Below are 13,815 nucleotides of genomic sequence, written 5' to 3' on the forward strand. Positions count from 1 at the left end.
ATTCGTATGGAAAAGCGCCGACTCAGATTGATGCTCTTTCTGGCCTTTCTCGGGCTTGGCTTTCTGGTGGTGCTCGGTCGCGCCGCCTATCTTGCCGGTCTCTTCGATCTGTCGGATCGCATGCCCGGTCCGGGATCGTCGATCCGCGGCCCGATCAAGGATCGACGCAGTATCAGCCTGGCGGTTACCGAAGAGGCGAGCACCATCGGACTGGCGCCGCCCGAGCTGCTTGATCCGGAATTCACCGCCCGGTATCTTGCCGGTTATCTCGAAACCGATTCGGGCGAGATCCTGAGAAAGATCTATCTCTATCAGGGGCGCAAGTACTTTCTGTTGCAGAGGCAGGTGGATAACTTTACGGCGCAGCAGATTATGGATCTGCGTCTGCCCGGCGTTTACAGAGAATACGAGAATCGTCGTGTTTATCCATCCGGACGTCTGGCCTCGAATCTGCTCGGCTTCACCGGCCGCGATTCGGCGCAGGCCCTGGCCGGTCTTGAATACGTATATAACGACGTGCTCACCGGCAGCGGTTATGAGCGCGGTCCTACGCTCTATCTGACAATCGATTCCATCTTGCAGTACCGGATGGAGAAAGCCCTGCGTAAAGGCTTCGAAGGCTCCGGCGCCGATCGGGCCGTCGGAATCATGATGGACGTCGAGACGGGAGAGGTGCTGGCGGTGGCGAACCTGCCCGACTTTGATCCGAATTTTTACTACAGAGACGACGCCGCGGCGAAGGGAAACTGGGCCATTCGGTTAAACTTCGAGCCGGGCTCGACAATGAAGGTGTTCGCCGCCGCCGCCGTCCTGAACGAGCGACCTGAAATCCTGAATAAGCGTTTTATGTGCAAGGGAGAGTTTCCCTTTCAGGGAGGATCGGTACGCTGCCTGCGACATGGCAAGACGCAGGCACACGGTGAGCTCGACCTGTTCGGAATCATCGAGCAGTCGTGTAACGTCGGCATGATCCAGGCGGCGTCGACGATCGACGATGCCACCCTCTACAAATACCTCGTCGAGTTCGGATTCCAGGAGCGCACCGGAGTTCTGCCCGAAGGCAGCGGCGAAACTCGCGGCTATATGCCCGAGCTGAAAAGCTGGGTGCAGTCCACGCACTATTATACGCCGATCGGCCAGGGCATCAGCGTTACGCCGATGCAGCTTCTGCGAGGTTATTCGGCCCTTGTGAACGGAGGCAGCCTGCTGCAGCCGTCTTTGATGAAGCGCATCGTCGCCGAAGAAGGCGTCGTGCTGGATGAGATGCAGATTTTATCGAAACCGACTTCGCTTCGTCCGGAACGAATGCAAATCCTGAATCGCATGATGAGGGCAGTCGTCGCTACGGGCACGGGTCGGGCGGCTAACCTGAAAGAGATCGAGATCATCGGTAAGACGGGAACGGCGCAAAAATCCAGTGCTGCCGGCTATATCGATCGTTATTCGACGTCGTTTCTTGGAGCCTTTCCGGCCGACCGCCCGCGCTATGCCGTTTTGATTCTGTATGACGGCGTCGGTGGCGATCAGTCGGGCGGGGGGTTATCCGCTCCGGTATTCGCCGAATTCGTGAGAAGCATTCTGCCGTTGATTGAAGCGCATTCCGAGGTCTTTGATGTCGCCGATTATGAAAGGAAACGGGAAAAGCGCGAGCAGGCAGACGAGCAGAAGCGGGAAGAACAGGGCGAAAGAGATCGAGAGAGTAGCCAGGACGAACCCGACGGAGGAACCGGAGCGGAGCAGGCCTACAGGCTTGCCGTAAGGCGTCTGAAGGCCCGCGAAGGCGTCGTACCCGACTTCCGCAATCATCCGGTGCGCACAGCCATCGAATGGTCGGCGATGCATACCGGCATTCGTCTGAATGTGCGCGGATCGGGCTATGTGTTCAGGCAGCAGCCGGCTCCGGGAACGCCGCTTCGCGACGCTCCGGAGCTGACGCTATTCGCCGAATGACAGAACGCTTTTTCGTTACCGATTGGCCTCGACAAAGCCGGCCGTGTCTTCATAGAAATCGTAGGTGAAGATCTTGCCGTCTTTGATAACGCATTTCAACGCCCAGGCGCTTTCGTAGGTCTTTCCCGTAGATTTCAGCTCATGCTTGAAACGGCCGTTTGCGAATACTACGTCGCCGCTGCCGATGACGTTCTCTACGGTGAACTCCTTTGTATTGAATGCGGCTCCGAGGCTCTGGATGAACTCCTCCACGCCTTTTTTGCCTTTATAGGTACCGTAGGGCTCGCCGGGTTTACGTCTACCTTCACGGACGGCGTTTATGGTCGCCTTCTCGTGAAAGCTGCCGATGAGTCCGGCCATATCGCCTTTGCCAAAGGCGTTGAAGAAGCCTTTAACGACGTCCACGCCGTCCGCCTTTTCTGCCTGAAGCGTCGATGCGAAGACCGACGATACAAGCAACATGAGTAATCTGTTACGCATTGTTTTCTCCTGATGACCGGCCCGTATTTTCGATACTGCCGGTATCGTTATTTCGATACCAGTAATATCGTAATTCGCTTGACCGGCAATCTTTTTCTGCAAGAAAAGCGGGGTGAAGAAAAAAGAGCCGGATCGCAGGCGGGGGCGGCCTCGATCCGCTGAATACGAAGAGGCCATTCTTGCAGCCACTTACGCGCTGCTTGCCGAAAAAGGGTATCACGGTTTCTCTATAGAAGATGTCGTGCAGGCTACGGGTGTGGCTCGCACGACGATCTATCGACGCTGGCCGGACAAGGCCTCTCTTGCCATGCAGGCCATTCTCACACAGATCAGTCCGTATCTGGACTTTGATGAACGACTTCCTTTTGCAGAGGCAATGAAGAAGCAGATGAAGGGTCTGGCCGGCGTATTTCAGGGAGATAACGGACGCGTCATTGCATCCGTTATCGGTGCGGCCCAGGACGATGAACAGCTCGCGAGGTCCGTTCGCGATGACTATCTGCGTCCGCGAAGGCGCATCGCCCATGATTTCATCAAGGGCGCGATACGCCGCGCAGAGTTCCCCGCATCAAGCGAGGCCGAGATTGAAGGATTCATCGACCTTCTTTACGGAGGGTTATACTTTCGCCTGCTGTTAAAGCATAAGAGGCCGGGCCTTGATGGCGTGGAACGATGGATCGACCTCGTCTTCGCGGCCCTCAAGAAGTAACTACAAAAGGTCAATCTATTGCTCTTGCCTTTCCTTACCCTGGAGGGCCTGTTTCTGGAACCGGCTTTTATCTCTTGCGCAGATCTCGTATCTGTCGGCCTGTTCTGCATCGTAGCAGTTCTCCCGACGGCATGAAGGCAACCTGCATTGTAACGGCCTTCTCAGGCGTCGTCGTATGATAATCATGCAGGCAGTGCCGCTTCGGATCGGGCGCCTCGCCTTCTTTCGGAAGCCGGTTCAGATCGCACCAGATGCGTTGCGTTTCGGTCTGCCAGAGCCTCCAGTCCCACTGCACGCTGTTACGCAGTCCGGCGGCATACATGGAATTCCACTGTCGCGAGGCGGGCAGATACGGATTGCCTCCGCCGTGGGCGCCGACAAAGATATCGATGCGATCTTCTTTGATGTGCGTCGGCGCTCCCGTGTCGGTGGCGCAGAACCATCCGTCGTGCACCGAGCCGTCTTCCATTTTCACATTGCGAGCGGCCACCTCGGGCATGAACACGGCGATGCCGAGTACGCCTCCGCGACGGCAGCCTTCGCGCTGCACGGCATCGTTCGGATATAGACGCGAACAGAACCCTTTGAAGTTCACGGCGATCGTTCGGTACGGAAAAACCTCATAGCCACGCCCGGCGCCCATCCCCCATTCTTCGTCATAGATATGATAACGCCCCTGAGTACCCGAGTAATGGTATTTCGTGCCATCGTCGGCGATGCCGCTGCCCTGCCAGCGCACCTGCTTCTGGAATTCCTGCGACGTATGTCCGATCACCTTACCCTGCGGAGAGAGAACAGGCACCTTCGGGCCCGGATGATGCTCTTCAAGGGCGAGGTGATAGTAGGTGAACCAGAACTTACCGAGGCTTGCCTTTTTATATGAAGAAACGGTCTGCAGGGCATCCTCTTTTCTCAGGCCGAGAAACAGCACCTCAAGCGGAAGCGGGCGATGATCGAGCTTCTGAACGGAAAGCACATGATCGACGGCTTCGGGCTGCCATCGCAGAGCGGCCGTCGGATAATAACAAACGTCTGCGTTTTTATCAAGCGGTTGACCTTTGTAGCGAGCAACTGGCGTGAGCTGCGCAACGGTCTCGCCGGCTTCGATCAGCGCCTCGTTATGATAGATGCGCGTGGCGACGTTCTTCTGATCCGCTCCTGAATAACAGGGGCAGCCTTCGGGCTGCATGAGGCAGACGGGTTTGGCGATACGGCCGTTTTTCACGGGGGCGCCGGGAAGCGTCGATGTGCAGAAGCTCAAAACGGCGATGAAGGCGAAAAGAGCGAAACGATGAGAAGGCATGAGTCCTCATCGTCGTCGGCGATTATCGCACAACCATTTTTAGAAAAGCGGCTTCGCGCTTGCTTCCTGATCCGTTTCGTACACTTTGTATCCCACATGCGAAAAAAAAAGAGAGCATGGCGGAGTGCCGGCCTTCTTGCCGGCCTTCTTGCCGGCTTTCTTCTGGTATTGTGCGTTCATGCAATTGATGCCGCTCCTGTCTCCGTTAATTTCGATCGCGTAGATCTGCGCGGTGCAGAGAAGGCGATGATTGAAACTTGCATCGATCCGGGGGGCGACATGCGCCTTGCCGATGTGATGCAGAGTGATTGCTTTCATCCTGAAAAGAAAGAGATCCCCGGCTTCGGGGAAACGACAAACAGTATATGGTTACGCGTGACGTTGAGTTCCGAATCTTACGTTGCAAGAATGCTCGAACTGCAATGGCCGCATATCGACGAGCTTGACGTTTACACCGTTCACTCACAGATGCTGCAGCAGGAGTGGTCTACGGGCGTGCGAAAGCCTTTTTCACAGAGGCCATACCCGACGCGAACGTTCGCCTTCCCGCTACAGCTACAACCCGGCGAAACAACGATTTATCTCAGAGCGTGGGCGATCGGTAATCTGCAGATGCCCATGACGGTATGGGAGGCCGAGGCCTTTGCCGTTCACGATCGCCGGGATCAGGTCGTGCAGGGCATGTACTTCGGCATCATCTTCGTAATGGGAATGTATAACCTTTTTCTCTTCTTCTCGTTTCGAGATATCAGCTATCTCTATTATGTTTTATACGTGGTCGCCTTTTCGCTTGTGCAGCTTGGATTTACGGGAACGGGCTTCGAGCTTTTCTGGCCGAACCTTCCGTATCTGCAGGTGCGGTATTTTCCGCTTTTTACGGGGTTAACGCTGATTTTTGTCTTTCCTTTTGCTCGCGAATTTTTGCAGAGCAGGGTGCACGCTCCGATCATGGATCGATTGCTCCAGGCTATGATCGTTCTTGGCGCTCTTTTCGTCGTGATGCCCTTCTTGATCGACCCGCATATTGCAAGCCGCATCGCTACGATCGCCACTCCCATTCCTCAGGTAATCGGTATTATAACGGCAGCCGTCGTTTACCGACGCGGATTCCGACCGGCGCGGTATTTTCTGCTCGCTTTCGGATTGCTTGCGCTGGCCATCGTCGTCACTCTCATGCGTTCGCTCGAACTGCTGCCCGTATCGTTCTTTACCGAGAACGGAATGCAGATCGGTTCGATCAGCGAGGTGATCCTTCTCTCGTTTGCTCTTGGAGATCGTATAAACACTCTGAAATCCGAGCGCGAGCGAATTCTGCGCGGATCTCTACTTCAAGAGCAGAAGCTATCGATGCTACGCCATGAACTCGATGCCGCACGCCGTATTCAATCGAGCGTATTGCAGAAAACCATCCCCCGCATTGAGGGCCTGGGCGTGGCCTCGCGATACATGCCGATGAATCATGTCGGCGGAGATTTTTTCGACTGCCTGCAGTTAGGCGAATCCGAAGTCTGCTTCATTATCGCCGACGTTTCGGGGCATGGCGTGTCGGCCGCCCTCATCGCTTCGATGGGACAGATCGCCTTCGATTTGCAACTGGAGCGAGCCCGTCGGCCCGAGCATGTTCTGCTCGGTATGAACGACATCCTGCACGGTCGCACGGGCGACTATTTTCTCTCGGCAAGCTGCGTTCATATCGACGCGAAGAACCTGAAAGCGCGGATCGCATCGGCGGGTCATCCGGCTCTACTGCTCTACCATCCGAGTCGAGAATCGCCTCTCGAAACGCGGCCACGCGGCAGATTGATCGGGCCTTTTCCTGATCCCTCCGTCGAAGGATTGGACCTGGACCTGCTCGCCGGTGACCGTATGCTTCTTTTTACAGACGGCATAACCGAGGCGCGCAACGGCAGCGGCAAGATGTTCGGAACCCGCCGTCTGAAGGAATTTCTGATCACGCATTACGAAGATGCGGTGGAGACCTTTGCCGACAGATTGTATGGCGAGGTGAGAAGATGGATCGGTACCGGCCAGTTTGACGACGATTTCACGCTGCTCGTCATCGACGTACGCAGAGACGGACAGACGGTCGTGGCGGTTACATCGGAATCGGCGCCGTAAACGCCGACAGCACCGCGTTAACCAGATCGTTTCTGCCGTTTCAATCTTCGTCTTCTACGGCGCCTTTTTTCAGCGTTCCGGCCGAGAGATTCTTGAGATACGAGATCACAAACGGATCAAGATCGCCGTTCATCACCGATTCAACATCGGACGTCTGTTCGCCTGTGCGAAGGTCCTTCACCATTTTGTAAGGGTGCATTACGTAACTGCGAATCTGGCTGCCCCAGGCTACGTCCTTCTTCTCGCCTGCCTTGCTTTCGGCCTCGGCCTCTTTCTTCGCCTTTTCGACTTCATAGAGGCGAGCCTTCAGCATCTTCATGGCGCGATCGCGGTTTTTATGCTGTGAGCGCTCGTTCTGACACTGAACGACGATGCCCGTCGGAATATGCGTGATACGAATGGCCGAATCGGTTTTGTTAACGTGCTGACCGCCGGCGCCGCTTGCTCTGTAGGTATCGACGCGCAGATCCTTCTCTTCGATCAAAACGTTCACGCTGTCGTCGAGTTCAGGAGAGATATGAACGGAGGCAAAGGATGTATGACGTCTTTTATTGGAATCGAACGGAGAGATACGGACAAGGCGATGTACGCCGTTCTCGCCTTTCAGATAGCCGAAGGCGTTCTCTCCTTTTACAAGAAGCGAGGCGCTTTTAATGCCGGCCTCATCGGCCTCTTGAAAGTCGAGCGTCTCGACGTCATAGCCGCGTTTCTCAAACCAGCGCGTATACATGCGATAGAGCATCTGCGCCCAGTCCTGCGATTCCGTTCCGCCCGCTCCTGAAGAGATCGTCACAAGGGCGTTGCGTCCGTCGTCCTCGCCGAGAAGCGCCTCAGAAAGCTGCAATCCGTCGAACTGTTCTTTCATACGGGCGAAGTCTTTCGACAGCGATGCAAAGCCCTCTTCTTCGCCGAGCTCATCAATCGTCAGGGCGATCAGATCACCGAAATCGTCCACCTCGCGGCGAAGCTCCACCCAGGGCTCGGTCTTCTTTTCAAGGGCTGACTTCTGACGTGAGATCTCCCGCGCCTGGTCGGCGTCATCCCAGAAATCGGGCTGACTCATGCGGTTTTCCATGTCAGAGAGCTCGACTCGCAGGGCGTCGATGCGGTTCTTATTCCAGCGCTTGAGAAAAAGCTCCTGGAATTCCCGCGCATCCTTTTCCAGTTCGTGTCGGTTTCGGTACTGGTAGTAATCTGTGCCCTTCTGCTCGGCCATAGCGCTCCAGTTCTCTGGCGGTCATTCTGGCGGCAAGACGAATCTGAACTCAGGATAGAGCTCGAATTGCAGCTCGTCCGTCATCGCAGACGTGCCGGTGCGTATCTCGAAGTAATAAAGAAGTTGTGGATTTGAATTTGACAGTTGCAGGCGGCGAAGAAGGGCAAAGCTATCCAGCGAATCCCGGCAGCGCACCTGTAGCGTAGCTGCCCGTTCCTCGATCCGCACTGTATCGGGCGCGCATCCATCGCTGAGCTCGGCCGCCATGCTCTGAAGCGGAACGGCACGATTGTAGCGCAGAGTCGTCATTGCTATCTGTAGCGTCTCGGACCTGTAGCTGCGTGCCTCAAATCGGTAGAACGCTCCCTCTTTCCAGATGCGAAAGACGATATCGTCGGGAGCTACAAAGCTATACGGAAGGCGCTCGTCTTTAAAAACGTTACCTTTGCGAATACCGTCAGACCAGAGAAAGGGGCGCTTCGGTTCGGCCGCAAGTAGCGCGGCGAAAACGGAGAAGAAGATAGCGATGATCGAAAGCCGCGTCACTGTTCTAAAGGGCCGTGCAACTGTTAAGAACAGCCGGAATGCTGTTATCAGCGATAATGACTGATCGGTCGATCTTGCCGTCATTCGGGCCCGCCTGCAACCGGTCCCAGGAATTCATCAGAGATACGAATGATATCGCGGTAGGTCTGCAGCGTATCGTGCATGCCGGGCCCTGCTGCGCCGTCGAAGCGTGCCATGTGAAAGAGCGCCTCACCTTCGTTAACAAGGGGGATGTTGGTCGTGCAGATGACCATGCCGGCGGCAGGATTGATAACGGCCGCCTGTTTTTCGGCAAAAGGATCGCCGATCCAGCCGAGTATCTCGTCGCGATCGACGATATCGCCGGGCTGTCGGGAATCCAGCATCACGCCCGAAATGGGAGCGCGGACCCAGGAACTCTGCTTGAAGATCAAAGGATCAAAGTCGGCCTTCTTCTCGCGAGTCGCTTTGCCGATCATGTCCAGATGTCGCATCACGCGTAGCAGTCCGCGCACGCCGGTGCGGATCGAAAGCTCGTCATAGCGAAGCGCCTCTCCCGCCTCGTAGAGCAGGCAGGGGATGTTAAACATTTTGCCGGCTGCGTGGCGCACCGATCCTTCGAAAGATTCGGAGTCGAGTATAACGGGAGCGCCAAAGGCTCTGGCGAGTTCGAGGTTGCGCTTTTCGGCTAACGTCGCGCGAATCTGCGGAAGGTTATAGCGATGCAGCGCTCCCGTATGGATGTCGATGCAGTGTGTGGCGATGGAGAGCAGCTCTCGAACGACGATGTGCGCCATGCGCGAGGTCAGGCTTCCGCGCTCCGAGCCTGGAAAGGAGCGATTGAGATCGCGCCGGTCGGGCATATACCGCGAATGCGCCTGCAGCCCGTAGACGTTCACGACGGGGACGGCGACGATCGCTCCACGAATCTTGCGCACGGACGGATTCGACAGCAGGCGGCGAATGATCTCCATACCGTTGATTTCATCGCCATGCACGCAGGCCAGGATCAAAAGAATCGGGCCTCTCTCTTTACCCGTAACGACGCGCACGGGCATCGACATGGGCGCATGCGCATAAAGACCCGGTACGGGAATCTCTACCGATGTCATGGATTCCGGCGGGATGTCGATGTCGGCGATTCGAAGGCGCAACGTCTTACTCCGGAACGGTACGCCGACGTCGGCGGGCGTTCGTTTTACTCTGATGATGCTCGACGAATTCGACGATGGCGCCTGCGATATCGAGCCCCGTCGCCCGCTCGATGCCTTCAAGGCCCGGCGAAGCGTTCACCTCCATCACAAGAGGGCCCCGATGCGAGCGCAGAATGTCGACGCCGGCGATGTTTAACCCCATCGCCTTTGTAGCGCGAACGGCCGTCTCGCGCTCTTCTTCGGTGATCTGCACCATGCGCGCATGGCCGCCGCGATGCAGGTTGGAGCGAAACTCTCCTTTCTGTCCCTGTCTGCGCATGGCGGCAACGACCTTGCCTCCGATGACGAAGCAGCGAAGGTCGGATCCTTCGGCCTCTTTTACATACTCCTGTACGAGAAAGTACTCTTTGAGACCGCGAAAGGCGTCGATGACGCTCGCCGCCGCCTGTTTCGTTTCGGCTAACACCACGCCGATACCCTGTGTGCCTTCGAGCAGCTTGATGATCAGAGGAGCTCCTCCTGCCATGCGAATGAGGTCGTCGGTGGCCTCGGGGGAGTGGGCGAATCCGGTGACGGGCAATCCGATGCCGCGCACGGCCAGCATCTGAAGCGATCGCAGCTTGTCGCGTGCTCGTGCGATGGCCCGGGCACGGTTCACCGCGTACACTCCCATCATCTCGAACTGTCGCAGCACGGCCGTCCCGTAGAAAGTGACGCTTGCGCCGATGCGGGGGATGACGGCCTCGACGTCGCTCAGCATTCGACCGTTATAATGCACCTGCGGATCGTTCGCCGTAATATTCATATAGCATTTAAGCGGGTCAACGATTTCGCAGTCGTGGCCGCGCAGCCGGGCCGCTTCGGCGAGCCGTCGCGTCGAATAGAGGTTAGGCCCACGTGATAGTATCAATAATTTCATTGTGCGGTCTCCGTTCGGAACGGTATTCCTTTTACGTGTCGGTTTTGTGAGATGAGTTCTACTTAGATTCTGAACGGCCTGGATCGACGACAAAACGTCCGATCAACGCCTGCCGTCCGAGCAGCATGCGAAAGATCATATCTTCGCGATTGGTCAGCGTCACCTCTATCGGGAACTCCTTCCCGGCGAGGCGGATGCGTGTCTGTATGACGGGCCGTTTCTCGACCTTGCCGCCCGAATTCTTCACGGAGCGTTCTTCGATTACGTTGCATTCATGCAGCACGCTCAGATCGGTGCGGCGACGATACGGGCGAATCCGAAACGATACCTTGCGGTGGCCGTCTTTGAAGAAGATTTTCATATCATCAACATGCAAAGCGGATGTACGGGCACCCGTATCAATCTTCACCTTGATCCGCTTCACGCCCAGATCGGGAAGGGCGGCCCACTCCTTCCATCCGACGACGGTAACCTGATTGTCTGACACAGCGTGAGAATCGGCCTTCTGTGCGGGCGGTCAAGTAGAAGCTGAGAATTCGACGACGCCGACGCATGATTAACCGGGTATCCAGGCTGGCACCTGGTCTTCGGGCATCGGAGTCGCAATATAAAAGCCCTGAATCGCATGGCATCCCATTTCGGCCAGCGCCGCCCGTTGTTCGTAGGTTTCGACGCCTTCGGCGATGACATCGTGACCGAATACTCCGGCGATGTTAATGATGGCCTGCACGACGGCCTTTCTGCGCTCTTCGTTGATCATACGATTCACGAAAAGTCTGTCGATTTTTACCGTCTGCACCGGTAGCTGGCTCAAGTAGGCCAGCGAGGAATATCCCGTACCGAAATCGTCCAGAGCGACGCGGATTCCAAGCGCCCGGCATCTTAAAATGATGTCTCTCGTTCGTTCGAAGTCGTTGATGGCGGTCGTTTCGAGGATCTCAATTTCGAGATCGGACACATGCGCTCCAGGAACCGATTCGATGACGGCCTTAAGATCGTCGATAAATTCCGGATGTTGCAGATGGCGTCCGGCGATGTTCACGCTAACATGCGAGGCGAGGCCGAGTCTTCTCCATAGCGCCGATTGTTCGACGGCGCCACGCAGCACGTATCTTCCGATATCGCAGATCAGGTCGTTGTTTTCGATTTCAGGCAGAAAGGCGCCCGGCAGGATTACGCCATCTTCGCGATTCCAGCGCAGCAGAGCCTCAAAGCCGCGGATGTCGTTCGATCGGAGGTCGATCTGCGGTTGATAGTAGATGGATAGGTCGCCGTTCTCAAGGGCCGAACGAACCCGACCGAGCGTGCTTCGACGCTCGCGGGCAAGTCGATCCTGTTCGCTATCGAACCAGCGGATCGTGCCGTGAGCGTCACGTTTCGCGTCGTCAAGCGCCATACGCGCATGCCGCATCAGCATGTCGCCGTCTGTGGCATCGACGGGAAACAGCGAGATTCCGGCCGAGGCCTGCAGCTCTATCGTATGATCGTCAAGTCGGATGATCAGATTTTTCGGTTCAAGGATCTGCAACAGTCTGTCCTGCGCCTCGTCGCGATCGGATACGTCGGTGATGAGCAGAGCAAACTCGTCCCCCAGGATGCGGGCGGCGTAAAACCAGGGAGCCGGCCGTAAAAGAAGGGCGAAGTCGGTCAGGACTTGATCTCCGGCGGAGTTACCGTACGTGTGGTTGATCTTAGCGAATTCATCAAGATCGATCTGCACGACGGCAAGCATGCGATTCGACGTTTTTGAACGCTGTAACGCCTCGTTCAGGGTGGCGGCGAAAAGCTGAGCGTTAGGCAGATCGGTCAGAGCATCGTAGTGAGATTCACGCTCGATGCGTCGCTGCACTTCGCGCTCATACGTTTCGCAGAGCTTGATGGCCGTGCCGAGACGGGAGAGAACGGGCTGAAAGAGCGTCGTCAGCGGCAGCGTCGTCGTCGGAGCGTCCACGCCGAGCAGAATCATATGCCCGTAACCCGGCACGGGCATGGCTAACGCTACGCGATAGGGACGACTTTTCTCATGTCCGTCGAGGATATGCTCGCCTTCAATAAGGCGGGATTCCTGACTCACAAGGTCTTTCGTCAATTGCAGGGCTTCCTTTCTTCTCTCAAGAAGCTTATAATCGCCGATTACCTGATCAAGGATCACACGGACGGAATCTCCCGCAATCAATTCATCCGTTACGAATATTCCGGCGGGAAATCCCGTATGATAAAGAAAACGTTGCAGCGTCTTCTGGATAAGGGCTTCGCGCGAGACATCGCTTCCGATCGTGAATGCCAGATCGTAAAGTACGACCAGAGCCTGTTCTCGATTTATCGACACGGTACACCGACCAGGGTGGCGTTATGAAAGAGCGGATATCGGCTTTGATGCGAGGTTCCGATCTCGCCCAGAGAGAGCGCGCCCAGAATATTCCGGAAGCCTCCGCGCGACCGGATCTCATCGATTTCCTTTTCGGCCTCCGGGCCGCGATGGAGCCGCCGTCCGGCACAGTAGAAAAGCAGCAGATCGGAGCAATCCGACATCGCGTTCAGGGATTCGGCTAACCGGGCCGGAGCTTTATGGGAGCCGGCGGCCGCATCGAGCAGAGTCAGGAAAGAGTTTGCCGGTATCTCGCCGATGCAGTAGATGCTGCCATCTTCGGTTAATCCTACGGGAATTCGCACAAGAACTTCGCCGTCGGCGCGCATGATGCCGAACGGGAAGTGGACGGCATAGTTATAGAAGTTCTCCCGCGTCACTTCCACGCCCTTTCGCTCGAACATGATCTGTCGATATCGATCGAGGGCCGGTTGCCAGTCGATCTGAATGATCTTATTACCCTCTGCCGACGTTGCCGTAATGAATTCCGCCGGCGCCGGATAGCCATGTTCGAGAATCGCTCCCGGGTGATCGGGAAGAATCTGTAGAAGAACGGCATCCCGATACAGAAGTTCGTTATCGAACAGACAATCGATTGGAGTAAAGCTCTCGCTGCCGGCATTGACGCCGAAAAGCCTCACTCGATCGGCGACATGCAAATACCAGGTGTCGAGCTGCGTTCCGATATTGGGAATCAGAGCGTCGAATATGCAGAAAAGAGCGGCCGGTTCATTTGCGGGAAGGCTCTTTACATATTGCGCCATGCGAGCGGCATTATCAGCCATACATGCTTCAGACGAAGCGTTCTCGAGGATTACGGGCTCCGGAGCGGCTTGCATCTCGATGACGATACAGCCTGCGGCGTCGAAGCGCCCGTCTGCCAGCAGAGCCGGGAAAAGCGCCCCGCTGATGCGCAATCCATCAGGCACGCTCTTCTGGATAACGGGAATCAGGCTCGCGTCTTTCTCTGAAAGAAGAAAGCAGTAACGGAGACTCGCATTGAGCTCGTTACATTGTTTGCTGATCGCTACGGGATCCGACGAATCCCATCTTTGAATTCGAAATCCGGCCAC

12 protein-coding genes are annotated in these 13,815 nt (G+C 56.3%); 3 read left to right on the plus strand and 9 right to left on the minus strand.

All coding sequences use genetic code 11. The features are described from left to right. Window positions 1–6: 6 nt before the first annotated feature. On the plus strand, window positions 7–1,950 hold the full coding sequence (locus LEPIL_RS17710; RefSeq protein WP_002774598.1) for a penicillin-binding transpeptidase domain-containing protein: 1,944 nt from the start codon (window positions 7–9) through the stop codon (window positions 1,948–1,950). Between the two features lie 15 nt (window positions 1,951–1,965). Here the strand turns inward: LEPIL_RS17710 and LEPIL_RS17715 are convergent, their stop codons facing one another. Beyond that, entirely contained in the window at window positions 1,966–2,430 is a 465-nt protein-coding gene (locus tag LEPIL_RS17715; RefSeq protein ID WP_002774600.1) for a nuclear transport factor 2 family protein, read from the minus strand. 112 nt (window positions 2,431–2,542) lie between these two features. On the opposite strand from LEPIL_RS17715, the gene LEPIL_RS17720 reads away from it, so the two are divergent. After that, window positions 2,543–3,139 carry a TetR/AcrR family transcriptional regulator gene (locus tag LEPIL_RS17720; RefSeq protein WP_002774601.1) on the plus strand — a complete coding sequence of 199 codons (597 nt, stop codon included), beginning with the start codon at window positions 2,543–2,545 and terminating at the stop codon, window positions 3,137–3,139. A gap of 67 nt (window positions 3,140–3,206) precedes the next feature. Here LEPIL_RS17720 and LEPIL_RS17725 read toward each other — a convergent pair whose 3' ends face one another. Next, entirely contained in the window at window positions 3,207–4,442 is a 1,236-nt protein-coding gene (locus tag LEPIL_RS17725; protein ID WP_002774602.1) for an RlpA-like double-psi beta-barrel domain-containing protein, read from the minus strand. Window positions 4,443–4,538: 96 nt separating this feature from the next. On the opposite strand from LEPIL_RS17725, the gene LEPIL_RS17735 reads away from it, so the two are divergent. Next, window positions 4,539–6,560, plus strand: a complete 2,022-nt coding sequence (locus LEPIL_RS17735) for a 7TM diverse intracellular signaling domain-containing protein (protein ID WP_002774603.1) — start codon at window positions 4,539–4,541, stop codon at window positions 6,558–6,560. 40 nt (window positions 6,561–6,600) lie between these two features. Here LEPIL_RS17735 and prfB read toward each other — a convergent pair whose 3' ends face one another. The 7 genes from prfB to LEPIL_RS17770 all read right to left on the minus strand — a co-directional run bounded on the left by prfB (window position 6,601) and on the right by LEPIL_RS17770 (window position 13,815). Further along, window positions 6,601–7,776 carry a peptide chain release factor 2 gene (prfB, locus tag LEPIL_RS17740; RefSeq protein ID WP_002774604.1) on the minus strand — a complete coding sequence of 392 codons (1,176 nt, stop codon included), beginning with the start codon at window positions 7,774–7,776 and terminating at the stop codon, window positions 6,601–6,603. Window positions 7,777–7,797: 21 nt separating this feature from the next. Continuing rightward, window positions 7,798–8,322, minus strand: coding sequence for a hypothetical protein (locus LEPIL_RS17745; protein WP_143464668.1), 525 nt, complete (start codon window positions 8,320–8,322; stop codon window positions 7,798–7,800). Window positions 8,323–8,402: 80 nt separating this feature from the next. Beyond that, a complete protein-coding gene (locus tag LEPIL_RS17750; protein ID WP_002774607.1) occupies window positions 8,403–9,455 on the minus strand; it encodes a succinylglutamate desuccinylase/aspartoacylase family protein in 1,053 nt (350 codons plus the stop codon). Window positions 9,456–9,459: 4 nt separating this feature from the next. Continuing rightward, entirely contained in the window at window positions 9,460–10,374 is a 915-nt protein-coding gene (gene rimK / locus LEPIL_RS17755) for a 30S ribosomal protein S6--L-glutamate ligase (RefSeq protein WP_002774609.1), read from the minus strand. 58 nt (window positions 10,375–10,432) lie between these two features. Then, entirely contained in the window at window positions 10,433–10,861 is a 429-nt protein-coding gene (locus LEPIL_RS17760; protein ID WP_002774612.1) for an ATP-dependent zinc protease family protein, read from the minus strand. Window positions 10,862–10,930: 69 nt separating this feature from the next. Beyond that, a complete protein-coding gene (locus LEPIL_RS17765) occupies window positions 10,931–12,703 on the minus strand; it encodes a putative bifunctional diguanylate cyclase/phosphodiesterase (protein ID WP_002774614.1) in 1,773 nt (590 codons plus the stop codon). Continuing rightward, window positions 12,694–13,815 (minus strand): FIST signal transduction protein, encoded by a 1,122-nt coding sequence (locus LEPIL_RS17770; RefSeq protein ID WP_002774619.1) that lies wholly within the window; start codon window positions 13,813–13,815, stop codon window positions 12,694–12,696. The genes LEPIL_RS17765 and LEPIL_RS17770 overlap by 10 nt, the downstream gene beginning before the upstream one ends.

Source organism: Leptonema illini DSM 21528 (genome assembly GCF_000243335.1).
In the GTDB taxonomy this organism is placed as follows: domain Bacteria; phylum Spirochaetota; class Leptospiria; order Leptospirales; family Leptonemataceae; genus Leptonema; species Leptonema illini.